Below are 26,112 nucleotides of genomic sequence, written 5' to 3'. Positions count from 1 at the left end.
GGTAGGGGAGGGTATGGAAAAGCCTGTTGCTTCTGCCTCGTTATGAGGCGGCAGCGACAGGCTTTTTTTGCTATGGTGCCAGCAGAAGCGATTTTTTTAGCGGCAAATAATTGATAAACAGCATAGTATGCGTATTGGTAAAAGAGAAAAAGACGGCTCCATACAGATAGTTGACAGAATTCCTTTGTACGTTGACAATCTTCCGGCCAGGTGGCACGCAGGGGATCAATACCGTAGAGGCAAAAATGGATGAGTGAGCAAGTGAAAGATAAGTATCTCGCAAACACGTATGTGCAGCTGGCGGTTTTGCTGTTGCTGACCGGCCTCACGTTCTTCACGCACCTGGGCGCGCTGGAGCCAACCCTGATGGAGGCCCGCAACTTTATCACTGCCCGCGAGATGACGGAGCACCACAACTGGCTCATCCCGACCATGAACGGCGAACTGCGTTTGGCTAAGCCCCCGCTTCCCACCTGGGCGACGGCACTGGCGGGAGTGCGTGCCGGAGACATGTACAACCTGGCAGCCCTTCGTTTCCCGGCCTCCGTGATGGCGGGCCTCACCGTCCTGTTTCTTTTTCTGCTGGCCCGCCAACTCACCCGCGACCGGCTGGTGCCTTTTCTGGCAGGCCTGGTGCTGCTTTCCTCCTATCTTTTTGTGCACCTGGGGCGGCAGGCCACCTGGGACATATACTGCCATAGCTTTATGCTGGGCGCGATCTGGCTTTTTGTAGTGGCGTACCGGCGGCAAGGGCAGCAATACGGAGTGTTCGCCCTGAGCGGCTTGTTTCTGGGCCTGTCGTTTATGAGCAAGGGCCCTGTCTCGTTTTACGCCCTGCTGCTTCCTTTCCTGTTGAGTTACGCGTATGGGTATGGCCTGCGGGAGGTGAAGGAAAAGCGAAACGGTATGCTGCTGGCCCTGGGCATTTGCGCGGTTGTGGCCATGCTTTGGCCTCTTTACGTGCATGTGGCTGAGCCGGAGAGCCTGAGTAGAAACATGTCTGCGGAAAGCACTGCCTGGATATCGCGGCACGTGAAGGCCGTGTGGTATTACTGGACTTTCCCGGGGGAAATGGGCCTATGGACCCTGCTCACGTTTGTGGCCTTGCTCGCGCCCTACGCCCGGCCCCGCATCGGGCGCTATGGCAATTACCGTTTTCTGGCAGCCTGGGTGCTGGTGTCGGTGGTGCTGCTCTCGCTGGTGCCGGAGAAAAAAGAGCGCTATCTGCTGCCCATGCTCCTCCCGATGGCATTACTCACCGCGCATTACCTCAAGTACCTGATCGATGCGTTTGCTGCCGGCCGGGGAAGTGCCTGGGACCGTCGTATTCTGCAGGCCTTCGGTGGCATCACGGCGCTGGCGGTTGGTGCAGTGCCTGTGTTTCTCTACTTTTTTGCCTATAGGGTACAGGCCATCTCAGTCGGAGCGCTGGCAGCTTTTTCCGTATTTTTTCTGGCGGCTGCCGCAGGCGTGCTTTGGCTCGTTCGTAAAAAGGCAGCCGCAAACTTATTCATCAGCGGCGTGGGGCTGCATGTGGTCCTGCTGATGGTGGCCATCCCGATCTATGAGCGTATCACGGCGCCTGCCCACGACTACGCTGGGCTGGAGGAGGTACGGGAACTGAATGAACTGCGTCTGCTGCCCTTTTACTCGGTAAACGGCATGCGCCCCGAAAGTGTGTGGGAAGTAGGCAAGGAGGTAGACACCATCCGGATCGTGAACCGCAGGCTGCAAATTCCCGGCAAGCTCCCGGCCATAGTGTTCTCCGTAAAGCCCATACCTATAGGCGCCGCCCCGGCAGCTGGAGAGGTATGGCTGCGCAAACTCAACGTGTACAATTACAGCACCGAAGCCCCGGAAAAGAAATACCACATGTACCTGCTCACCGAAAGAACGCCGCAAGAGGGGAGCTGAGAGCCTGTTTACGAGGCATCTTCGGGGCAGCAAACTGTCTGTTCAAGTATCTGACGACTCGTATTGATCGTTGCTCAGGCGGTCGTGCTGGTCAGTGAGCGTTTTGCCAGAGCCGTTCCCGGATAATTTGCTTCCTAAAGAGAAATTTATACATGGGCTAAACTACAGGTATGCATTCAGGATAAACACAAAGGCGGCGGGTATACGATGGCTGCTTTCGGCCTTTCCTCGATTTAAAAAGCTACTTAAGCAGCAAGACCCTGCTATTTTGCCTGAATAAGGCTTTTGGGGCCAACTGATTTGCTTATAAACAGAAGCTTTTATTGCTATTGCGTTAAATTAACTAAAAAATATTGTCATTTTTTTACCTTAAAGGTTAGTTCTTTAAAAATGTTTTATTACCTTGTCATCGTAATTACTTACTCACTGAATGTTGAAAGAGGAATTACACTAAATCAGAAGAGAACTTTTAACACCGTACGGTGCTATTTAAAGTTTTTTAAATGATATCTCAGGACTGAAAGCCGGTTGCTTTACCAAAAAGCAGGCAACCCGGTAAAAGAGAATAAAACGTGCAGTTATTTGAGGCAGGTTTGCTGAAACAATCACCCGAGACACAGTGAAGTGTCGGAAAGGGAAGATCGAAACGGAAGCCTCAGAACCTAAACAGATAATAAAGACCGGACAGAAGTATGAATGCGCAGCAAAGCCGCTGGCATGTGGTTCCGCACAAAGAACGCTACCCTGATCCGGGTATAAAGATAGTGTTAGAAAGTGAGTAGTTATCTATGCTGGAGGGGGATTATGTCCCCCTCCAACATTTCTTTAGTATTGTGTTTGTCACGTCAATGCATTACTTTACCCCTGAAATGAATGACTCACTTACCGGCTATTCCTGATATAGCTTTCAGCCTCTCCGCAACAATGACGTCAAAACTGCCTGTCTCTGCTTTTAAGCCGCTTGCCATAAGTAGCCAAAGCTGTAGCACTGTTTTGTGCAGCGCAGGAGGCAACCACAGCAATTTTAGGGCAGGGCCTGGCAATCGGCGGGACGCTCACGCCAATCATTCCCTTTGTACCCAGCTTTTCGGCCGTGCCACTTTCGAACGGTTAATGCTACGTTTTCCTAACAAAATACAGATTTTGCCGATATCCCGTGCCCTTGTGCTTCCTGCCAGGGTGATGACCTCTGCTGGTTATTATACCCTCAACAGCCTACCGGAAGGGCAGAAAGTGAGCCTGAGCGAGACAAGCACGCGCAACTCGGCCACGACCCATCCAGCGGCCAAAGCCGCCGAGTTGGCCGGATTGCGCCACCCCGATGCCGCCCACGCCCGACGCAGGGGGTATAAAAATAGCCTTCTGGATCAACTCTCTGAAATAGGGGTATGGCCACAGCATACATAATAAACTGCCTCAGATTATTTATACCAAGAGGCAGACTGGAGGACGATTTACTTACTGACAAAATAAAACGACCAATGAACAACACGATGCGAACGAAAGCTATACTGGCCGCTCTGGCCGTGGCGCTACTGGCCTATACCCAGGCGCAGGCGCAGGAAACCCCGAAACCACCCAAGATGGTGCCTGAAATGACGGAGTTCTGGGAGCCGGAAGTGCGCGTGGTCACCCCGGCGGCCAATAGCACCAGTGCCCCTTCCGACGCTATCGTGCTGTTCGACGGCAAGGACCTCTCACAATGGAAAGCCACCGACGGCAAGGGTGAGGCGCGTTGGAAGGTGAAAGACAATGCCTTTACCGTGGGCAAAGGAAACATCTCCACGAAACAGGAGTTTGGCGATTTTCAGTTGCACATCGAGTGGAGCGCCCCCGACGAGGTAAAGGGCACGAGCCAGGGCAGGGGCAACAGCGGCATCTTTTTGCAGGACCGCTACGAGGTGCAGGTGCTCGACAACTATGAGAACCGCACGTATGCCAATGGCCAGGCAGGCAGCGTGTACAAGCAGCACCGCCCGCTGGTAAACGCCATGCGCAAGCCGTCTGAGTGGAACGTGTATGACATCATCTATACCGCCCCGCGCTTTAAAGAAAACGGTGCGCTGTTTACCCCCGCCCGCGTGACGGTGCTGCACAACGGCGTGCTGGTGCAGAACAACGTCGAGCTGAAAGGACCGACGGAGTACATTGGCCTGCCCGAGTACAAAGCCCACGGCAAGGCCCCGATCTCGCTGCAGGACCACGGGAACCCCGTGCAGTACCGCAACATCTGGATCAGGGAATTGTAAGCCGGGACTTTCCGCTTTTTCCCCCACAGCCAGTTAAGGAATATGATATCCGAGAATTTTAAACAAAATAGATGCACATGAAACGAATGGTATCCATAGGCCTTGTGGCCTTGCTAATGTCCTTTTTTCACGTCCTGCCAGCCTTGGCTCAGGCAAAAATAAAAGTCGCCTGTGTGGGCAACAGCATCACGGAGGGGGCAAGCCTGACCGAGACGTACCCTCAGAAACTGCAGAAACTGCTGGGCGAGGAGTATGAGGTCCGAAACTACGGGATTGGCGGCCGCACCTTGCTGAAGAAGGGCGATTTCCCTTACTGGAAAGAGGCGAAGTACGCGGATGTGCTTGCCTGGAACCCTGATATTGTGCTAATCAAACTGGGCACAAATGATTCGAAGCCACAGAACTGGCAGTATAAGGACGAGTTTGTGCGCGACTACAAAAAATTTGTGAAGTCCTTCAAAAAGCTCCCCGCCGACCCACAGGTGTACGTGTGCTACCCCGTGCCGGTGTTTGAGGATAAATGGGGCATCAACGAAGCGGTGGTGAAAAACGAAGTGTTGCCTGCCGTGAAAAAGATCGCCCGGAAGACCAGGGTAAAAACCATCGACCTCTACACGCCGTTCCTGGGCAAAGGAACCCTCACCAAGGACGGCATACACCCTAACGACGAGGGTGCAGCCCTAATCGCCAGAGAAGTTTACAAGGCCCTGCAAGCCACCCACGCACTGTCCGTTTCCGCAGAGGCGAAGCGCTAAGTCAGGGGTATATCATTATCGAGTGGAGTTTACAAACACCGGCGCAAGCGTCCGCTTGTGCTGCCATTGTTGGGCGATGTGCGGCAGGTTGGATTGCTTATAAGGCATAAGCGCTTGCGCCATAGCGCGCTCAGACAGGTATAATCATACCGAACGGCCTTCTCTGCTAGCATTTGCAGAGAAGGCCGTTTTTTGTCCATATTTCAGGTATAACATCTGCTGTCGGTAGAGAGCTTGTGCTGTATAACAAGGCATGGAGCATACGCGCCGCCCATACTCCCTGAATATACACTGACCTTCAAGTGCAAAATAGGATGTATGCGGTGCCTCTGGGAATAGTATACCCTGTCTGGGCTGGTAGCTCAAATTCATGTCCTCCTGATAGCCTGCCATAGCTTCTGAACCCCGCTGGGAACTAACAAGGTCCTGCCTCAGTTGATTTTCCATTACTTTCACTTCAGATTGCATTTCATCATTTTGATTGATTTCTCACGGCTGAATAGCAGGAGCATAGCAGATACAAGCGCTTTAGTTACAATTTTTGATAAAATTGTATTACTCTACTGGATTGATTATAGTTATTTTTGTTACAGTTATTTTAGGTTCTGCCGCAGAATTACTTAATGTGTTTTGAGGGGTATGAATTATAGAAGAATAAGGACCATGGATGCTCCTTCTAAATACCTGGCTATAGTGGAAAATTTGTGACTGGAGTTGAAATCATGGTTTGGAAGTAAAGGACAAGGCTTCAGACAGTGATTATTTTAATCGCCTAAGAATCAGGTTAGCAGAAACGTAAGCGATAGCACACTACGCTCCATCGAGAGAAAAACCACTATAGCGCAGTGCTTTGCACTTATAGGCGTTGATAATTCTGTTCATCAGTAAAACGAGCAGAATCGAATAAATCTTAGAAAGAGTCTCCGGAAAAAGAATTAGGCAGTGAGCACTTGTAAATGTAAATAAAAGTTCGCAAGTTTATGCCAACGTTGGCACTGATCCTTTGCCACTAGCTTTTTCTTTATCCCGGAGTTATTTTAAACTGATAATTGATTAATCACTTTTGCTAGAAAGCGAAGGTGATGTATGGAGTAAACCGGGAGATAGGTAACAGAAAACTTGCCTCCTGGATAGGAAATCTAACCTTCACCAATTTTATACTAAGCAAGATGAAACACATGTACAACTTCAGATGGAATCGGCTGAAATGCTCTTCCTGTAAATCGCGGAGCGTCTGGAGGATAGCCCCATTGCTGGTGGCTATTCTATTCCTGCAGAGCATATGCGCTTTTGCCCAGACACCACAGGCAATTAGCGGAAAAGTAGTGTCTTCGGAGGATAACCAGGTGCTGCCGGGCGTGAGTATTGGCGTGAAGGGAACTTCGGCCGGGGCCATCACCGATGCGATGGGTCAGTTCCAGTTGCAGGCTGCCTCCGACGCGGTGCTTGTAGTGTCCTATATCGGGTTTACGGCGCAGGAAGTGCCGGTGAACGGCCGCTCCACCCTGACAATAACGCTGCGCCCTGACCAGAAACTGCTGGATGAGGTGGTGGTAACGGGGTATGGCGAGATCAGGAAAAGCGACCTGACGGGAGCGCAGACCACCATTAACTCTTCCGCCATCGAAAAGACCGTAAACACCACGATTGAGCAGGCCATTCAGGGCCGTGCGGCAGGGGTATACGTTACCCAGAACACAGGGGCACCTGGTGGCGGTATTTCGGTGAACATCAGGGGGGTGAACTCTATCAACGGAAGCAACGAGCCGCTCTACGTGATTGATGGCGTGCAGATTCCTGGAAGAGCCTCAGCCTCTGGGGGGAACCCTTTGTCAGCGCTGAATCCGGCCGATATCGAGAGCATGGAGATTTTACAGGGCCCTTCCGCTACTGCGGTATATGGCTCAAGAGGTACAAACGGAGTGGTTTTGATTACAACGAAACGGGGAAAGGCAGGCGAAGTGCGTATAAACTATGCATACCTCTACAGTATACAGGATGCCCCAGACAAGCTCAACGTGATGAACCTGAGGCAATATGCACAAATGGACAATCAATATAAAACGATTGCCGGGGGTGATGTTCGGGAAGAGTTTTTAGACCCATCTTTACTGGGTGAGGGAACAAACTGGCAGGATGAACTCTTCAAAAGCGCACCCATGCAAAAGCATCAGGTGAGTTTGAGCGGCGGTAGCGAGAAAACCACGTATTTCCTTTCCGGAGAGTACTTAAACCAGGATGGCGTTGCGATTGGCTCCGGCTTTGACCGATACTCTGTCAGGATGAATCTGGACAACCAGGCCAAAAAATGGCTTACGATCAAAGGTAATTTCAACTACGCCCAGACAAACGAGCGGCTGTCCGCCACACAATCGAACCTGATCTCAAGGGCAATCCAGTTGCCTCCCCATATCCCGGTGCGAAACATTGATGGAACTTATGGCGGGGGAACGGTAAACTCAAGGAACACGTCTGAGCAGTTTACTCCGCCAAACCCCATCGGTCTGGCAAACCTCACGACTAACGAGTTGACCAGAAGACAATTATTAGGAGGGATAACGCTTGGGTTCAAGATACTCGAAGGGCTGGATTTCAATACCTCTGTGAACGGTAACGTTAACTTTTCCAACTCCACGTTTTTCCTGCCAACTTATCAGTTTGGCTATCAGCAAAACCCGGAGGCTCGCCTAAGCAACAGAGACGATCTGAACACCTACTGGAACTGGAACCAAATGCTCGTGTATAACAAGCAGTTGGGCAAGCACAGTATCAATGTCATGGCAACCCACGAGTCACAGGAGTCTGCCTGGAAGCAGTTATCCGGGGAAAGACGCGGTTTCCAGACAAACGACGTGCTCGACCTGAATGCCGGGGACATCCTCAAAAGTGTGACAAGCGGTGGTCAGGGCGACTGGGCCATGGAGTCTTACCTGGGCAGGATCAACTATAACTTTGATGATCGCTACATCCTGCAGGCTGCTTTCCGGGCAGATGGTTCCGTGAATTTTGGACCGGAAAACAGGTGGGGGTATTTCCCGTCAGTTTCAGCTGCCTGGAGAATTTCTGAAGAGGATTTTTTCACCGTTCCATTCATTAGCGACCTGAGGTTGCGGTATGAGATTGGCCTTACAGGTAATCAGGGCGATGGCGGCGCTATATATGGCACACTAGGAGCAGGCCCAACGCCGTGGGGCACGGGCTTCATACCAAACCGATATCCGAACCCGAACTATCAGTGGGAGGAGACAAAGACAAACAACTTTGGTATAAACCTGGGCTTGTTTGACAACAGGGTGCAAGTGGAGGCAGATTACTATATCAAAGACACCGACAACCTGATCCTGCAGGCCTCTTTGCCCTGGTACATGGGCACGAGCGGAAGCGGTGCGATCTCACCCCCGACCGTAAACATCGGTTCCCTTCAGAACAAAGGGTGGAGCCTTACCTTAAATACCATCAATATCGACAATGGGGGCTTTCAATGGTCGTCTAACTTCAACCTGTCTCATTTTAAGACCGAGCTCAAAACCCTTTCTTCCGAAAGCAGCATCCTGAACAAGCCTACCAGAGAGTGGAATAACTGGACGCAGCGCTCCGTGGTAGGGCAAGCGCCTTGGCTGTTTTATGGCTACATAGAGGATGGTATATTCCAGTCTGTCGAGGAGCTGGAGAACAGCGCCCTGCCTGCGGACATAAACGGTAATGAATTTCCAATTTCCGAGAACAGTATCTGGGTAGGGGATGTGAAGTACCGCGACGTGAACGGGGATGGCATTATCACGGGAGAGGACCAGACCTTTATTGGCAACCCATGGCCGAAATACTACGCCGGTTTCACCAACAGTTTTTCATACAGGGGATTTGATCTGAGTATGTTGATCACAAGCACTATAGGTAATGACATCTATAACTATTTGCGCAGTGAGAACACCAACCCCAATAACATCAACCTAGGGCGTAACCTTTTTACGGGAGCTTTTGATTATGCCAACGTGGCGTTGAATGCAGAGGGTAATCCCTATCTCCTGAACCCTGGCACCACGGTAGCCAGGATGTCGGGCGGCAATAAGAACAACAATTTTGAGCGCCACACAGACAAATACGTTGAGGACGGGTCTTTTGTAAGACTTAAAAACGTGACACTCACCTATAACCTGCCAGGTTCGCTCATGACCAAATTGAAGTACCTGAAAGGGGCAAGGGTGGGCATAAGTGCTCAGAATATCTACACACTTACCGATTACACTGGGTACGACCCGGAAGTGGGGTCGCATGTGGGCGGGCTTGAAAACCCTAATCAGGCTGCCATTGGCGTCGATTACGGCCGCTATCCACTGACACCAGTTTACTCAGTGAACGTCGGTATTGATTTCTAATAAAAAACAGCAACGAAGATGAAAAATAAATATCTATACCTAGGGGCTCTCCTTACTTTATCTGTGTTCACAGGCTGTGATAAAGAGTTTTTAGAAAGGCCTCCCAAGGACACCTTGGTGGATGGCAACTTCTTTAAAACTGACGGGCAAGTACTGGCTGCCACCGCGCCGCTCTACAGTGTGGTCTGGAAGGATTATGTTGACAAGGCCTCGTGGGCGTTAGGCGACCTGAGGGCCGGAACAACCTTCCGGGCCTACGGCTACAGAGACGACGTATTGTTTAACACCACCGAAGTATCGACTTCGAACAGCGAGGCATACAGGGCTTTTTATATTGTGGTGGGACAGGCGAATACCCTGATCCAGAACGTAAACCGCTACGCCGGGCCAGGGGTGAGCGCTGAAATAAAGAACCATGCCATTGCTGAGGCAAGGTTTATGCGCGCCACAGCTTACACCCTGCTGGTGATGAACTATGGCGCGGTGCCGATCATAGAGAACAATCTGGAGTTGCTGAACAACTCCGCCGTAAAGCGTAACACCATCGAAAGCGTGTGGGAGTTTATTACCAGAGACTACCTGTTTGCCGCCGAGAATTTGCCTGCTGTAGCATTAGAGGAAGGTAGGCTGACGAAATGGTCGGCAGAGGGCATGCTGGCCCGAACGTACCTTACCAGAGCCGGAGTAGGAGCCATAGGAAACAGAAACCAGGAGTACCTGAACAAGGCAAAGGAGTACGCCGATAGGGTTATTGAGATGAGTGGTGCCAAGCTGCTGACTAACTATGCCGACCTGTTCCGCTATCCTTATGACAACAATAGCGAGTCGCTGTTCGAGCAGCAGTGGGTGTTCACCACCAACTATGGATATGCAAATACCATGGTTTCGCAGATCACCTATAGCAATGATATTGCCAACGGTGATGGCTGGGGCGGTGACCTGGGAGCTACCTGGTGGATGCTGAGCCTGTATGACGGCTTGTTCGAGGACGGATTTACTACCGACACGCGCTTGAAAGCTACTTACATGCTGCCTGGTTTCCACTATCCCGAAATCTCGCAGACGGTACGGGACAGCGAAGGAAAACAAAGCGAACAGGAATTGATCTTCCCAAGCCCAGGAGCAGATTCAGACCGGAGCTTTGCCAGCATAAAGAAGTACGTTGTGGGTAAGGCTGACGATCTGGGCGGTATGGCTACTACGCAGCGCTACCCCAACGACACATACATGCTGCGCCTAGCGGAAATGTACCTGATCTATGCAGAAGCTGCGCTGGGCAACAGCGCTTCCACAGAAGATGCCACTATACTAAAATACTTCGACACAATCCGTGAGCGTGCAGGGCTGCCGCCCCATGAAGGCGCCCTGACCTGGGACGACATATTTGAGGAGCGCATGAAAGAGTTTGCCATGGAAGGCCTTGCCTGGTATGATTTAGTCAGACTGCATTATTATGATTCAGAAAAAGCCTACGAAATCATTAATAACCAGGATCGTGGCTTATTTATCGTGCGACCTGACCGGATGCCTAATCCCACTTCTTGGAAATTTGTCAAAACGGAAGGTTTTAACGAAAGAACGGCAAACGCGAACTCAGGAAACTTTGAGCTGCCTATACCCGCAGTGGAATCCAGTCAGGCACCCAGTCTAAGGGAAGACCCGGTTCCTTATGATTTCGGTGGTTAACGGTTTCAATCATTCAACAGTGAAAAAAGAACTTATGAAACGAAGATACAATTCCTGGCTGTTCCTGTTCCTCGCCTTCGCGATGGCAGGCATATTCTCCGGCTGCTCCGAGGACGACGTCCTGCCGAACGGCGGCAAACCGATGGTAAGTTACGTGCGGGTGACCCGCCCGGCTGCCTCTGACTCACTCGTAGTGAAAGCAGGACAGGGAAGTATGGTGGCCATCATCGGCGAAAACCTGCAGAACGCCCGCAAGCTTTGGTTCAACGACCAACCGGCACAGCTTATCCCAACCTTCATCACCAACACCACGATTATTACGCGTGTACCGTCCAATATCCCGACGAGCATTACGAACACAATGAAGATCGTCTTCGCCAACGGCGACTCCCTGTTGCACGACTTTACGGTGGACATCAGCGAGCCGGTGATTACGGGAATGCTGAGCGAATATGTAAACACTGGGGATGTAGCGACTATCATGGGCAGCTACTTCTATGAGCCGGTGACAGTCACTTTCACGGGTGGCGTGGAAGGCGCTGTTGTTTCGGTGGAGGATGGCATAATTGAAGTGACGGTGCCAGAGGGCGCGATGCCAGGGCCAATAACGGTGAAGACCAACTTCGGTGAAACAGAGTCAGACTTCTGGTTCCGCGACAACCGCAACATTATCGCCAGCTTCGACGGCACCACAGCCGGTTTCTGGTCTGGGGCGGATTATGTAAAAGCGTCAGATCCAGAAATCACCGCGATCAACGGCAAGTTCCTGCGCTTCAACAAAAACCTGGGGCAATACCCTTATTCTGAATTCTGGGTTGCTCCGACAGATGTAGCGATGGAAACCGTGAAAATCCCGCAGGCAGCTTTTGCGAAACCTAGCGCATATGTGCTTAAGTTTGAGATTGCTACGTTAGCCCCGCTTGCCGGAGCCGAGATGCGGATGTACATGGGCAATAACATGGCCGCTGAACGAAACGATGTGTACTACAACTGGAAGCCGAACGTGGACACAGGAGGCTCGTGGGAAACAGTGACCATTCCTTTTGAGGTCTTTTACACAGATAACAACGAGTTTCCTTATAATCCGGCTGGGTATGGCGTGTCTTTCTACTTCCATGGACCAATGGCAGTAAACACGAACTTTGCGATGGATAACATGCGTGTAGTGCCTAAAACAGCTAAATAATTGTCTATTCTTTAAGAGATCGATATGAAGAAGTTATATAATGTGAGGCTGTTGCTGCTTGCATTCCTCGTGCTGTCTTTGGGTTTTATCACCTCCTGCGACGATGACAAAGAGGATAACGGCCCAAGTCAGGTAGAACTGCTGAGTTTTGGCCCTACCGGTGTGCAGCATGGCGAAGAAATCCGCTTCATCGGCCATAACCTGAACAAAGTGGACGCGATTGAACTACCCAGCGTAACAGTGAATAAAGCTGATTTCGTGAGCCAGACAGCAGAACTGATCGTGCTGGTGGTGCCGCAAGAGGCCACCGAGGGTCTGGTGACCCTGAAAACGCCAATGGGCGATGTGGTTTCTAAAACAGTCCTCAGTTTCGAGGTGCCCATCACCATCACGTCTATGACAGAAGAGGCTAGGCCCGGTGCTAACATCACCATTACGGGCACAAAGCTGAACTGGGTAGAGGGCGTGGTTTTCGAAAGCGACACTGTGGACACCTTTGTAAGCCAGACTGCAACGCAACTGGTGCTGCAGGTGCCGATGACCGCCAAAACCGGCAAACTGCTGGTGATAGGTGGTGGTACGGAGCCAGCTTTCGTGGAGACGGAGGAGGAGCTGATCGTGACGCTGCCCGAAGTGACTGCCCTGACGCCAACAGCTGTGAACAACGGCGCTAACCTGACCATAAAAGGCACTAACCTGGATCTGGTGAAAGCAGTGATGTTTTCAGGCGTAGGAGATGCGACCGTTACTGCGTTTGTGAGCCAGACCCCAACCGAAATGGTGGTGACCGTACCGGCCAACGCAAAAACCGGCAACCTGACGCTAGTGGCATTGTCTGACGTAGAGGTGGAGACAACACAGTCGTTAGACGTTACCTTACCTGCCGTTACAGCCGTTTCTCCGAGTAATATAAAGCACAGCGAGAACCTAACCATTACGGGCACGAACCTGAACCTGGTGAAAGAGATCAAGTTCAAAGGCGTGGGCGAAGCCAAAACAGCCACTTTCGTAAGCCAGTCGGCTACACAGATCGTGGTGAAGGTGCCGGACAACGCTTCCAGCGGCACCATGACATTGGTAGCCAAATCTGGTGTGGAGGTTGCGACAACGCAGGCCGTTTCCATCATCCTGCCTGCCATCACCTCCGTTTCTCCGGCTCCTATCGACCCGGGCCAGAACCTGACCATCAACGGCACGAACCTGGACCTGGTAAAGAGCATCGAGTTTAAGGGCGGCACTAAAGTAGCTGCTTTTGTAAGCCAGTCTGCCACACAGATAGTGGTGAAGGTGCCGATGAACGCCACCAAAGGCGCTCTGACCCTGACCACCGTTAAAGATTACGTGGTGGTAACAGAGGCGCAGGTAACTATTGTGCTTCCTATCATCAAAACGGTTACGCCAGAGCCTGTTGTACCTGGCAACTTCCTGACCTTGACCGGTACCGAGCTGCAGCTCGTGAAATCGGTGGTATTCACTGGTGGAGCCACAGTTTCTACTTTCGTGGCTCAGAACTCCAACCAGATTGTACTGCGCGTTCCGGAAGATGCTAAGTCCGGTCTGCTGAAACTCATCACAGTGTCTAACTTCGAGGTGCAGTCGGACAAGAGAGCGGAGATAGGCTCCGCCGCACCAAACATCGACAAGTATATATACCAGGACGCATTTGCGGAAGGTTGGGACAAGTGGGGCGGTTGGGGCACCGCCGTGCAGGATGTTGCAAACGCAGAGCAGGTGAGCCGAGGTTCAAGCGCGCTGAAAATAAGCTATAACGACGCGTATGGCGCAGTGCAACTGCACCCGACCAACGCCAATGTGCTGGCGGGTTACACGCACCTGGTACTCTATGTATATGGTGCCACAGCTGACGGCCGCATGGCGATTCAGGTGAAAAACACTGGCGGCACCATGCTGGCCGATGTTCCTTTCGACATCAAAAAGGGCGAGTACAAGCTGATCGAGATTCCTATCACCTCTTTAGGGGATGTGTCAGGCGGGATCTCCGAGCTCTACATTAAAAACTACGGTACGAACCCGAACACGGTCTACGTGGATGATTTTGGACTTCGTTAAGATTTGATCCCAAAGAAAAAAAGGAAGAGCGTAAATGCTCTTCCTTTTTTATATCAGCTAGTTGGGCGATTCGCCTGATATACATACAGTCGACGAAAAGCAATCAGATATAAACTTTTCATTATGATTAAAATTTTTACCAAATTCCTGCTTTTGGTCCTTCCGCTTCTGGTGGCCCTAGAAGGCATGGCGCAACGGTATGAGGCCGAGGACGCGACACTTGCCGGGGGCGCGGCAAAGCAGGCATGCGCGACATGCTCGGGTGGCTTTGCCGTGGCACAGGGCGAGGGCAACCTGACTTTTGCCGTGACGCTGCCGAAGGAAGGCTATTATAACATCTACCTCAGGGCTGCCGCGCCCGGAGGCGACAAGATCAACACCTTTGAGATTGGCGGAAATACCCTGGACTTTTCATTAAAGCAAAACAGCCAGTATACAACGCTTAAGTTAATCAGTGCGCAGAAACTGGCGGCAGGCCCGCACCTGGCAAAGATCATGAAGTCGTGGGGTTGGATAAACATCGATTATATCGCGTTTGAGGAAATAGACGGCACCGACCGCTTTGACCTGAACCAGACGCTCGTGACGCCGAACCCCACCGCGGAGTCAAAGGCCCTGTATGATTTCCTGCTCGACAGCTACGGCGACAAGATCATCTCGGGCGTGATGACCCTGAACAGCATGGACGAAGTGAACTGGCTGAAGCAAAACACGGGCAAAGAGCCAGCCCTGGCAGGTATGGATTTTATGCACAGCGGCCGCAACTACACCTGGTACAACGACAAGGAGCCCATCACCGACGCCAGAAACTGGTATACCCGCAACGGCATCCCGGCCCTGATGTGGCACTGGCGCGACCCCTCCCGCGCCACAGAGGAGTTTTATACCCAAAACCAGGGCAAGCCGAACGGCACCACCTTCGATATCTCCAAAGTGACGGACACGAACTCCGCCGAATACGCGGCCATGCTGGCAGACATCGACTATATCGCCGGTTTGCTCAAAGAGCTGCAGGACCAGCACGTGCCCGTGATCTGGCGGCCGTTGCACGAGGCGGCTGGCGGTTGGTTCTGGTGGGGAGCCAAAGGGCCGGAGCCGCTAAAGGCACTGTGGCACCTGATGTATGAGCGCATGGTTATCCACCACGGGCTGCGCAACCTGATTTGGGTATGGACCCGGGAGCCGAACGACGATGCCTGGTACCCCGGCGACGCGTACGTGGACATCGTGGGCCGTGACATCTACAAAGACGGCGACCACAGCTCGCAGACGCTGGAGTTCAGTGACATGAACAACCGGTATGGCGGCAAAAAAATGCTGACGCTGAGCGAAACGGGCTCTTTCCCGGATGTCGATAACCTGGTGCGCGACGGGGCGGCTTGGTCGTGGTACATGCCCTGGTATGGCGGGTATACCCGCAACAGCAAGTATAACACCCTCGACCTCTGGAAGAAGATGTTCGCCCACGACTACGTGATCACGTTGGACGAGATGCCCGAGCTTCGCACCTACGAACGGCAGGACGTGGTGAAAGGGCCAACTGGTATCTGGGGCAGGCCCGCGGCAGCACGCCACTTTATCGCCTACCCGACACAGGTCACCAGTCATCTGACGGTCAGCAGCACCGAGCGGATGCACAAGGTAGAGGTGTATAATTCCCTCGGAATGCGGGTAATCAGCCAGAAAGTGAATGGCACGAAAGCCACGGTGCCTTTCGTGGGCCTCGCACCGGGGGTATACCTCGTGAAGGTCGATCAGGAAGGAGCCGTGAAAGTGGTGAAACAGTAGCGAAAGCACGTTTAGATTTCGCTTCGAAAAACGAAATCTAACTTACGTTTCATGCAAGGAACATTGCAAGCACATGCTTTGGGGTGCGCGCGTGTTTTATAGTTTGAAGTGAACCCGCGAATTGTTGTAGTTTAAAAAAAACAAAATGAAGTTTTTAGCCATCGAGGGCATACTTTACTGTTAGAACAAGGCAAAGTGATTCCCAGTTTTTCCGGGAGGCACCTTGGCGGGTTCCGGTGCCGAACAGAGTGAGGCATTGCGTAGCGCAGCGAGCAAAGGAACACGGCACAGTGCCGAGCGGGAAAACGCGCCCCAGCGGGCGTGGAGCGCAAAGCAAGCTATGAAAGCAAGGCTGTTCAAGTTTTGAAATAACCGCTATATTCCCAAGGTCACGTTATCTTAAAATTTATAGCTTACAAACTGAGGGGCTGGAACAGCCCATTCTTACAGAAGCTGAAACGTTTCCGCGCCCCGCTCTTATGCCATATAGCCTAACCTATACCCATGAATAAACTCTTTGCTTTTCTTCTGAGCTGCTTTGTGTTGCTGGTCCAACCAAGTGCAGAGGCGCAGGATCCTGCCGCTTATACCTGGAAGAATGTGCAGATACAGGGTGGCGGTTTTGTAACCGGAGTGGAATACCACCCCACGGCGAAAGATGTGGCGTATGCCCGGACCGATGTGGGGGGCGCTTACCGCTGGAATGCCCTCACGGAGACGTGGGTGCCCATGACCGACCATCTGGGCAGAGGCCAGGAAAACTATACCGGAGTGCTGAGCCTGGCCACAGACCCTGCCGACCCCAGCAGAGTATACCTGGCCACCGGGCTTTATACCCAATCGTGGGCCGGCACTGGCGCAGTACTCGCCTCAACGGATAAGGGCGTTACATGGACTCAGGCGAACCTCCCCATCAAACTGGGCGGGAACGAAGACGGGCGGTCGGCGGGGGAGCGGCTGCAGGTAGACCCGAATTTGGGGAGGATCCTATACCTGGGCTCCAGCACCGACGGCCTCTGGAAAAGCTCCGATTACGGTGCCACCTGGGCTAAAGTCAGCAGCTTTCCGGTGTCCAGCTCCCCGGTCGGTTCCGGCGGTATTTCTTTTGTGCACTTCGATAAGGCCAGCGGAACCAGCGGCAGTGCCACGCCAACCCTATATGTGGGCGTGTTAAAGCAAGGCACAAACCTGTATAAAAGCACCGATGGCGGCGGCACCTGGGCGGCTGTGCCCGGGCAACCGACGACTAAAATGCCGCAGCATGCCCAACTGGCTGCCGATGGCACTTTATACCTGACCTATACCAACGCGCCCGGCCCCAACAACATTACGGATGGGGCGGTCTGGAAACTAAACACGGCCGCAGGCAACTGGACCGATATCAGCCCGCCAGCAGGGCAGGGGGGCTACGCCGGACTTGCCCTCGATCCTCAAAAACCCGGAACACTGCTGGTCTCCACCATGGACCGCTGGTGGCCACGAGACGAAGTGTTTTACAGCAGCAACGGCGGGGGGAGCTGGAAGCCTTTGCTCAGCACAGCCACATTCGACCATTCGCTGGCACCTTATGCCGCCGCCTCCACCCCGCACTGGGTCGGGGATGTCGCCCTCGACCCCTTTGACTCCGACAAAGCCTGGTTTGTGACCGGCTATGGCGTCTTCCAGACCGTTAACCTGACTGCCGCAGCCGCTAACCTCCCTATAAACTGGAAGTTCCAGAACCGAGGTTTGGAGGAAACTGTGCCCCTGCAACTGATCAGTCCGCCGGAGGGCGCGCCCCTGCTGAGCGCACTGGGGGACATCGACGGGTTCCGGCACGAGTCGCTGGATGCGTCTCCGGCCACTGGCCGGTTGGCTCCGTCCTTTGGCACGAACACCAGCATCGCTTTCGCTGCGCTGAAGCCCGCGATCATAGCCCGGACGCACAACATCGCGGATGGCAGGTATGGCGCGCACTCAGCAGACGGGGGCAACTCGTGGAGCAGCTTTGGCACCTTTCCCGCCGGGACGACAGGCGGGGGCTCGATCGCCGTTTCAGCAGATGGGGCTATACTGGTATGGACACCGGGCGGCGTTTCGGGTATGTTTTACTCGCGCAACCAGGGAGGCAGTTGGAGCAGCGCAACTGGCGTGGCGAAAGCAGGTTTGCGGCCTGTGGCAGACAGAGTGAGCAGCAACACGTTTTACCTCTATGACGCTGAGGCGGGCAAGGTGCTGGTGAGCACGAACGGCGGAGCCTCTTTTGCCGTTGCCGCCAGCTGCTTGCCCCAGGTGCCCAGCTGGCTAACCTGGGCAGCGAACCTGAAATCGGTGGATGGCAGCGCGGGCGAGCTTTGGCTAACCATACCCGGGCAGGGCCTGTACCGTTCCTCCAATTCGGGCGCAAGCTTTGCGAAGCAGGCCCAGGTGCAGGATGCGGTTAACGTTGGCTTCGGGAAACCCGCTCCGGGGAAAACCTACCCAGCGGTATACCTGGCGGGAAAGATTGCCCAGGTCAACGGCTTCTACCGCTCCGATGACGCCGGGGGCACCTGGCTGAGAATTGATGACGCACAGCACCAGTTTGGCGGCGTGAACGATATCACCGGCGACCCGCGCCATTTCGGGCGGGTATACATCGCCACCTCAGGCCGGGGGATTGTGTATGGCGATGCAATGGGCGTGGTAAGCGGACTGAACGATGCGCCGGAGCCAGCCGTGACGTTTGGGCCGAATCCTTTCCGGGGAGCCCTGCAGCTCCGCACCGAAGGGGCCGCTACTTATACCATCACGAGCCTGCTGGGCAGTAAGCTGGAAGCCGGGACCTGTAAGGATGCATGTGCTGTTGGCGGCACACTCCCGGCTGGCGTGTACCTGCTGCGCATCCGGCAGCAGGAGCGCACGAAAACCGTGAGGATCGTGAAATACTGAAAACACAAGAAATCAGCACGCTGCTACGCGCGCGACACCGGTAACCAGCGGATCGGGTACCTGTTGCGTTAACGCCAAATTTTTATAATTTTAGAAGTATATTGTTCACTCGCATGCGCCCAATAAGAGTATCTTATCTGCTTTATCTCCTCCTCCTGATGGCTTTGGCTACGGGGTGTGGCGAGAAAGAGGGTGCCGCAACAGAAGCAGGCACGGCAAGCAAAAACCCACAGGCCACAAAACCCCTTTTCAGCCTGCTCCCTCCAACTGAAACTAACGTCAGCTTTGCCAATACCATCCAGGAGAGCCCATACGGCAATATTCTTGCCTACCAGTATTTTTACAACGGGGGAGGTGTAGCCGTGGGCGACGTTAACAACGACGGGCTGGAGGACCTTTACTTCTCGGGGAACATGGTGCCCAACCGGCTCTACCTCAACAAAGGGAACATGCAGTTTGAAGACGTGACGGCGCCGGCGGGCGTGGCGGGCCGACCTAACAACTGGAAAACGGGCGTGGCCATGGCCGATGTGAACGGTGACGGACTGCTGGATATTTACCTCTGCTATTCCGGCAACATGCCCCCGCAGGCAAGGGCCAACCAGCTGTTTGTCAACAGGGGGGCTGGCGCGAACGGCATCCCGGTGTTTGTGGACGAGGCGGCAGGGTATGGCCTGGCCGATCCTGCCTTTAGTACCAGCGCCTCTTTCCTCGACTACGACCGCGACGGCGACCTGGACATGCTGCTGCTGAACCACAACCCCATGGTGTTCCAGAATCTGGATGAGGTGAGCATCTCCCAGATCCAGAAACAGAAGGAGCCCGCCATGCGCGTGAAGCTTTACCGAAACGATACCGGCAAATTCACGGACGTGTCGGACCGGGCGGGGCTGGCAGGCTCGGCGTTTACCTATGGCCTCGGCGCCGGTATAGCAGACCTGAACCAGGACGGGTGGCCCGATATCTATATTTCCAACGACTACTCTGCCCCGGATTACCTATACCTCAACAACGGCGACGGCACCTTTACAGACAGGCTCAACCAGAGTGTGGGCCATACCTCCCTGTACTCGATGGGGAACGACATTGCCGACATCAACAACGACGGGCTGCCCGATGTGTATACCCTGGACATGCTGCCAGCCGATAACAGGCGGCAGAAACTGCTTTTCGCCCCGGACAATTACGAGTACTTCGACCTTTTCCGGCGGGTGGGCTTCAGCCCGCAGTACATGCGCAACATGCTGCACCTGAACAACGGCGACGGCACCTTCAGCGAGGTGGGGCAGCTGGCCGGCATCTCGAACACCGACTGGAGCTGGGCGCCCCTGTTTGCCGACTACGACAACGACGGGTGGAAAGACCTCTTCGTGTCCAACGGCTTCCTGCGCGACTTCACCAACCTGGATTTCATCAAATACAAAAGCTCCTTTATGCAGCAAGCGGGTGGGGGGAATCGGAAAGGCGTCCTCGACCTGGTACATAAAATCCCCTCCTCCAACGTGCGCAACTACATCTTCCGCAACAACGGCGACCTGACTTTCGCGGACAAAGGCGCGGAGTGGGGTATGGACGCCGCCTCCAACAGCAACGGGGCCGCCTACGCCGATCTGGATAATGACGGCGACCTGGACCTGGTGGTGAACAACATCAACAAGCCGGCTTTTATCTACCGGAACGAGGCCAGCAAGCAGCTGGGGCACCACTACCTGCGGCTGAAGCTGGCGGGGAGCGGCAAAAACACGCAAGGGGTGGGCGCCAGGGTGACGCTCTACAAAGAAGGCAGGCAACAATACCAGGAGCAGATGCCCACGCGCGGCTACCAGTCGAGCGTGTCGGGGGTGCTGCATTTTGGGACGGGGCAGGACCGTGAGCTCGACTCGCTGCGGGTAGTATGGCCGGGCGGCAGGCAGCAGGTGCTGCGCGAAGTGAAGACAAACCAGACGCTCACCCTGCGGGAGACAGAGGCCACGGCGACTTACCGTTTTCCCAAAGCCAGTGCCGCTCCGGTGTTTGAGGAAATCGCGTCGCCGGTGCGCTTTACGCACCAGAAAACCAGGGAAAACGATTTCAAGCGCCAGCCGCTGCTGGTAAACCCGCTGTCTTCCGCAGGACTGGCACTGGCGAAGGCCGATGTGAACGGCGACGGGCTGGAGGATGTATGGGTAGGGGGCGGAGCAGGGCAGGCAGGGGCGCTCTTTATACAGCAGCGCGGCGGCCGGTTTACAGCCAGGGCAACCCCGGCGCTGGAAGCCGACAAATTGAGCCACGATGCCAACGTAACCTTCTTCGACGCGAACGGCGACGGGAGCGTGGATGCCTACCTGAGCAGCGGTGGGTATGGCAATTTTGCGCCCGACGACGCCTTGCTGCAGGACAGGCTCTACCTGAACGACGGCAAAGGCAACTTCACGAAAAGCGGCAGTGCCCTGCCCCGCATGCCGGGCAGCAGCAGCGTGGCCTGCGCCACCGACGTGAATGGCGACGGGCATATGGATTTGTTTGTGGGAGGCCGCGTGATTCCGGGGCGCTACCCTGAAACGCCGCGCAGCTATATCCTGCTCAACGATGGCACGGGCACGTTCACGGATGCCACCGCTGCCGTGGCCCCGGCATTGCAGCGCATCGGTATGGTGACGGATGCGGCCTGGCACGACCTGGACGGTGACCAAAAGCCCGAACTGATACTGGTGGGGGAGTGGATGCCGGTCACGGTGTTCAGGAACGAGGGCGGCAAACTGACGGAGGCGACGGACGCCTATTTCACGAAGCGGCATAGCGGGTGGTGGAACACGCTGGCGATTGCGGATTTTAACCAGGATGGCAAGCCTGACCTGCTGGTGGGCAACATGGGCCTGAACACACAGGTGAAGGCCTCAGACAGGCAGCTGGCCGAGCTATACTATAAAGACTTCGACGACAACGGCTCCGTAGACCCCATCCTCACTTTTTACATGCAAGGGCAGCGCCACCCCTACGTTACCCGCGATGAGCTCCTCGACCAGATCAGTTTGATGCGCACGCGCTTTACCAGCTACGCGAGCTACGCCGACGCAACGCTGCAGGAGATCTTCACCCCGGAGGAACTTAGTGGCGCAAAACACTTGTCTGTTAGTAACTTAGCGACAACTTACTTTGAAAGCACCCCGGAGGGCAAGCTACTGGAGAAAAAGCTGCCCATCGAGGCGCAGTTTGCCCCGGTATACGCCATCTCTCCGCTGGATTTTAACAACGACGGCAAGCTGGATGTGCTGCTGACCGGCAACATGAACGAGGCCCGTTTGCGCTTCGGCCAGTACGATGCCAATTACGGCGTGCTGCTGCAGGGCAATGGCAAAGGCGGGTTTGCCTACGTGCCGCAGGCCCGGTCGGGACTCCAGCTGAAAGGCGACGTGCGGCGTGTGTTGCTCCTTAATAAAACGATGGTTGTTGGTATAAACCAGCAACCGCTGAAGGCATATAAACTGAAGTAACCTATGACAAAACGCTACCTTATCGCTGTTTTCCTGCTGTTCGCGTTTGCCTGTTCCCGCAAGGCGGAAGCCCCCTTGGAATTTGGCCCGCAGCACATCAGCGGGGTGATAGACGAGATGACCGAGGTGATGGTGAACGACGTGACGAACCCACCGCTGGCGGGCCGGTTTTTCGCCTACGCCACACTGGCCGGGTATGAGGTGGTGTCGCAGCACGACAGCACGCAGCCCAGCATGCACGGCCTCCTCAACGACTATCCGCAGATTGCCAAACCTGCGGGCCTCACAGGGTATTCCTATCAACTGAGTGCGCTGCTGGCCATGCTGGAAACCGCCCAGAAAATGCAGCCTTCCGGGGCCATGCTGGCAGCCTACCAAACGCAGTTCCTCGACTCCTGCCGCACGGCCGGGGTGCCTGAGGAGGTGATCGCCGCCTCGCTGCAGTATGCCCAGGCCGTGAGCCAGCAGGTGCTGGCCTACGCCAAAGCCGACAAATACAACCGCATCAGCAACTATGCCCGCTACTCGCCCACCGGCGAGGAGGGCACCTGGCAGCCCACGCCACCCGGATTTTTTGCTCCCGTGGAGCCGCAGTTTAACACGCTGCGCACCCTCACCCTCGATACCTGCAGCCAGTTTCAGCCCGCGGCCCCCGTGCCTTTCTCCACAAAAGAAGACTCGGAGTTTTATACCCTCCTGCGCCAGTGCCAGCAGCAGGGCGCGGCAAGTTTATCCAAAGAAAACCAGCAGATCGCCGCCTTCTGGGACTGCAACCCCTTTGCCCTGCAGGAAAACGGCCACCTGATGGTCGGGATGAAGAAGATCTCCCCCGGCGCGCATTGGTTGGGTATAACCGGCCTGGTGTGCCAACAGGCCAACAAGAGCTTTTCCGAAGCCATGGAAATCCATACCGTCCTGTCGGTTGCCCTGATGGACGGCTTTATTTCCTGCTGGGATGAGAAGTACCGGAGCAACCGCATCCGGCCCGAAACGGCGATCCGCAAGTACCTGGATCCCTCATGGAAGCCATTTCTCCAGACGCCGCCTTTTCCGGAGTACCTGAGCGGCCACTCTACCATCTCTGCCGCCTCGGCGGTGGTGCTCACGCATTATTTCGGGGATGATTTCAAGTTTGTGGACACGGTGGAGGAGCGCTATCACCTGCCCGCCAGGTCGTTCGACTCCTTCCAGCAGGCGGCCATCGAGGCGGGAATGTCCCGGTTTTATGGCGGCATCCACTTCATTGACGCGATCGACAACGGGCGCGTGCAGGGGCTGCAGGTAGGCGCGTGGGTGCTGCGCAAGACAGGCCGCTTGGCCGAAACCAGCCCAGAGGCTGTGGCGCAGAAGTAAGGCATCTGTACAAAGTCCTTTTAGAGCAAGTTTAAAATTCCCGTGTTTCACGGGGCGCAGCAGATGTCGCGCCTTTCGTTTTCTGATTTTGTATCCAACGCAAACGTTATACCCTATGCCTAATTCTATGATCAAAACAGCGCTGTATGGCCTGGCGGTTGCCGTGCTGTTTTCGTGCTCCGGCCTGAAGCCTGAAAGTGGAACACGCGCACCGCAGCAGCAGCAACTTTCCGGGAACATTCGCCTGAACCAGGTGGGCTTTTACCCCAACGCCACAAAGCTGGCCGTGGTGGTGGGCGATAACAGCGGCGGGAAGTTCTTTGTGAAATCCACGGATCTCCAGAAGACGCTCTATACCGGCCAACTGACCGAGCCAAAAGCCAACGAGTTTTCGGGCAGGCCCACGCGCGTGGCGGACTTCTCTGCTTTTACCGCTGCTGGGAGCTATGTGCTGGTGGTGCCGGAGGTAGGCCATTCATACCCTTTTGAGATCAAACAAAACGTACACCGGGAGGCCGCAGCCGCTGCCATCAAAGGGTTCTACTTCCAGCGCGTGTCTGTGGAGTTGCCGGAGCGCTATGCCGGACAGTGGGCACGGCCCGCCGGGCACCCCGACAAAAACGTGCTGGTGCATCCCTCTGCCGCCTCTGCGCAGCGTCCGGCCGGTACCGTGCTCTCCTCTCCGCGTGGGTGGTATGATGCCGGTGACTACAACAAGTACATCGTTAACTCCGGCATCACGATGGGCACCCTGCTGGCTGCCTACGAGGACTTCCCGGAATACTTTGCGTCGCTGGAGCTGAACATCCCGGAGAGCGGCAATGGCGTGCCCGACCTGCTGGACGAATCCCTGTGGAACCTCCGCTGGATGCTGACCATGCAGGACCCACACGACGGCGGCGTATACCACAAACTCACCAATCCGGCGTTTGACGGCATGGTGATGCCCGATGCGGCCACTAACCCGCGCTACGTGGTGCAGAAAGGCACAGCCGCCGCACTCGACTTTGCGGCCGTGATGGCGCAGGCCAGCCGGGTATACCGCACTTACAGCCGCGAGTACCCGGGGCTAGCCGACTCCTGCCTTGCGGCAGCGACCAGCGCCTGGCAGTGGGCCCGGAAAAACCCCGCCGTACGGTATGAGCAGGACACCATGAACAAGCAGTTTAAGCCCGAGGTAACCACAGGGGCCTACGGCGACCGCGAGTTGAGCGATGAGTTTATCTGGGCGGCGGCCGAGCTGTACGCCACTACCAAGCAGGACAGCTTTTATACCGCCGTAAATATGCTGCCCGACCAAAATATGCCTTTGCCGAGCTGGGCGCAGGTGCGCTTGCTGGGTTACTACACCCTGGTGCGCCTGGGCGATTCGCTTACGCCGGTGGGCCGGAAAGCGCTGCCGGAAATAAAGGCACGCATGGTAGGTATGGCCGATGCGCTGCTGGACGGAGTGGATGCCCGCACCTACCGGACCGTGATGGGAAAAACCGAGAAAGACTATGTATGGGGCAGCAGCGCAGTGGCGGCAAACCAGGGCATCGCCCTGCTCCAGGCCTACCGCCTGACGAATGACAAAAAGTATATCCGGGGGGCAGTTTCCAACCTCGACTATTTGCTGGGCCGCAACGCTACCGGCTACTCCTTCCTGACCGGATTCGGAGGTAAACCGACCCTGCACCCACACCATCGTCCCTCCATTGCCGACGGCATCGCAGACCCAGTGCCGGGCCTCCTATCCGGCGGCACCAACGCGCGCGCCGACAAGCAGGACAACTGCACCACGTACTCCTCAACCTTCCCCGATGAGATGTATACCGACGACGATTGCTCCTACGCCTCCAACGAGATCGCCATCAACTGGAACGCGCCATTCGTGTACCTGGCCGGAGGGCTGGAGGCGCTGCAGGCAAAAGGGGCTTTGTAGCATGCAGGGGTCAGGGGTATAATACCAGTATCGAATGGATTTTGCGCTTTGAAGTATTTTCTGCAGTGTTTACTATCTGCTGTTACAAAATGCCCTCTTTTGTCCCCCTTGGGGGTAGGGGCCCTCTAAGAAGAAGGGGGTTAGGGGGATGACACACCCTGCGGACATTCATATGTGTGGTGTTTCAGAAGCTGTTTCTCATCAAGCAAGAGCAGAAATGGGTCTTCCGGCCGCCTTTCATCCCCCTGCCCCCTTCAAAAGAGGACTTTTACGAACTGCACAGCTCTCTTGCATAACGGCAGATTTGACTGTACAAAAAATTTTTGATAGTGGGGTATAACTGCTCTTCAAGAAAAGCAAGGTTATGCCTCAGTATTCAGGAAGTTCGTGATTTTGGAGTCTGTAAACACTGGCGCAGGCGTCCGCTT

General features: G+C 54.7%; 13 protein-coding genes. All 13 read left to right on the top strand.

Annotation, left to right across the window (positions count from 1 at the left end):
• Positions 1 to 261: 261 nt before the first annotated feature.
• Positions 262 to 1,914, top strand: coding sequence for an ArnT family glycosyltransferase (locus tag MKJ04_RS13610; protein WP_241642201.1), 1,653 nt, complete (start codon positions 262 to 264; stop codon positions 1,912 to 1,914).
• 1,143 nt (positions 1,915 to 3,057) lie between these two features.
• Complete coding sequence (locus MKJ04_RS13605; protein ID WP_241642200.1) at positions 3,058 to 3,321, top strand: hypothetical protein; 264 nt, start codon at positions 3,058 to 3,060, stop codon at positions 3,319 to 3,321.
• A 74-nt stretch (positions 3,322 to 3,395) separates the two neighbouring features.
• On the top strand, positions 3,396 to 4,163 hold the full coding sequence (locus tag MKJ04_RS13600) for a DUF1080 domain-containing protein (RefSeq protein WP_241642199.1): 768 nt from the start codon (positions 3,396 to 3,398) through the stop codon (positions 4,161 to 4,163).
• Between the two features lie 77 nt (positions 4,164 to 4,240).
• A complete protein-coding gene (locus MKJ04_RS13595; protein ID WP_241642198.1) occupies positions 4,241 to 4,918 on the top strand; it encodes a GDSL-type esterase/lipase family protein in 678 nt (225 codons plus the stop codon).
• A 1,256-nt stretch (positions 4,919 to 6,174) separates the two neighbouring features.
• Entirely contained in the window at positions 6,175 to 9,294 is a 3,120-nt protein-coding gene (locus tag MKJ04_RS13590) for a SusC/RagA family TonB-linked outer membrane protein (RefSeq protein ID WP_241642197.1), read from the top strand.
• Positions 9,295 to 9,312: 18 nt separating this feature from the next.
• On the top strand, positions 9,313 to 10,980 hold the full coding sequence (locus MKJ04_RS13585) for a RagB/SusD family nutrient uptake outer membrane protein (protein ID WP_241642196.1): 1,668 nt from the start codon (positions 9,313 to 9,315) through the stop codon (positions 10,978 to 10,980).
• Between the two features lie 34 nt (positions 10,981 to 11,014).
• Positions 11,015 to 12,166, top strand: a complete 1,152-nt coding sequence (locus MKJ04_RS13580; RefSeq protein ID WP_241642195.1) for a glycan-binding surface protein — start codon at positions 11,015 to 11,017, stop codon at positions 12,164 to 12,166.
• 24 nt (positions 12,167 to 12,190) lie between these two features.
• The gene (locus tag MKJ04_RS13575; RefSeq protein WP_241642194.1) at positions 12,191 to 14,236 is read left to right on the top strand and encodes an IPT/TIG domain-containing protein; all 2,046 of its coding nucleotides are present in this window, start codon (positions 12,191 to 12,193) and stop codon (positions 14,234 to 14,236) included.
• 123 nt (positions 14,237 to 14,359) lie between these two features.
• Positions 14,360 to 16,024 carry a glycosyl hydrolase gene (locus MKJ04_RS13570; protein WP_241642193.1) on the top strand — a complete coding sequence of 555 codons (1,665 nt, stop codon included), beginning with the start codon at positions 14,360 to 14,362 and terminating at the stop codon, positions 16,022 to 16,024.
• Positions 16,025 to 16,528: 504 nt separating this feature from the next.
• Complete coding sequence (locus MKJ04_RS13565; protein ID WP_241642192.1) at positions 16,529 to 18,934, top strand: xyloglucanase; 2,406 nt, start codon at positions 16,529 to 16,531, stop codon at positions 18,932 to 18,934.
• 158 nt (positions 18,935 to 19,092) lie between these two features.
• Positions 19,093 to 22,407, top strand: a complete 3,315-nt coding sequence (locus MKJ04_RS13560; RefSeq protein ID WP_241642191.1) for a VCBS repeat-containing protein — start codon at positions 19,093 to 19,095, stop codon at positions 22,405 to 22,407.
• Between the two features lie 3 nt (positions 22,408 to 22,410).
• The gene (locus MKJ04_RS13555; RefSeq protein WP_241642190.1) at positions 22,411 to 23,760 is read left to right on the top strand and encodes a vanadium-dependent haloperoxidase; all 1,350 of its coding nucleotides are present in this window, start codon (positions 22,411 to 22,413) and stop codon (positions 23,758 to 23,760) included.
• Between the two features lie 115 nt (positions 23,761 to 23,875).
• The gene (locus MKJ04_RS13550; protein WP_241642189.1) at positions 23,876 to 25,684 is read left to right on the top strand and encodes a glycoside hydrolase family 9 protein; all 1,809 of its coding nucleotides are present in this window, start codon (positions 23,876 to 23,878) and stop codon (positions 25,682 to 25,684) included.
• The last annotated feature ends 428 nt before the right edge of the window (positions 25,685 to 26,112 follow it).

The sequence above is a fragment of the Pontibacter sp. E15-1 genome, from assembly GCF_022601975.1.
Taxonomy (GTDB): Bacteria; Bacteroidota; Bacteroidia; order Cytophagales; family Hymenobacteraceae; genus Pontibacter.
This window is presented reverse-complemented; position numbering and strand designations above follow the sequence as displayed.

What these genes read in the sequence shown, in the direction of transcription:
- MKJ04_RS13600 (WP_241642199.1), top strand. Translation starts at nt 3,396, where the DNA reads ATGAACAACACGATGCGAACGAAAGCTATACTGGCCGCTCTGGCCGTG.
- MKJ04_RS13595 (WP_241642198.1), top strand. Translation starts at nt 4,241, where the DNA reads ATGAAACGAATGGTATCCATAGGCCTTGTGGCCTTGCTAATGTCCTTT.
- MKJ04_RS13585 (WP_241642196.1), top strand. Translation starts at nt 9,313, where the DNA reads ATGAAAAATAAATATCTATACCTAGGGGCTCTCCTTACTTTATCTGTG.
- MKJ04_RS13580 (WP_241642195.1), top strand. Translation starts at nt 11,015, where the DNA reads ATGAAACGAAGATACAATTCCTGGCTGTTCCTGTTCCTCGCCTTCGCG.
- MKJ04_RS13575 (WP_241642194.1), top strand. Translation starts at nt 12,191, where the DNA reads ATGAAGAAGTTATATAATGTGAGGCTGTTGCTGCTTGCATTCCTCGTG.
- MKJ04_RS13570 (WP_241642193.1), top strand. Translation starts at nt 14,360, where the DNA reads ATGATTAAAATTTTTACCAAATTCCTGCTTTTGGTCCTTCCGCTTCTG.
- MKJ04_RS13565 (WP_241642192.1), top strand. Translation starts at nt 16,529, where the DNA reads ATGAATAAACTCTTTGCTTTTCTTCTGAGCTGCTTTGTGTTGCTGGTC.
- MKJ04_RS13560 (WP_241642191.1), top strand. Translation starts at nt 19,093, where the DNA reads ATGGCTTTGGCTACGGGGTGTGGCGAGAAAGAGGGTGCCGCAACAGAA.
- MKJ04_RS13555 (WP_241642190.1), top strand. Translation starts at nt 22,411, where the DNA reads ATGACAAAACGCTACCTTATCGCTGTTTTCCTGCTGTTCGCGTTTGCC.
- MKJ04_RS13550 (WP_241642189.1), top strand. Translation starts at nt 23,876, where the DNA reads ATGCCTAATTCTATGATCAAAACAGCGCTGTATGGCCTGGCGGTTGCC.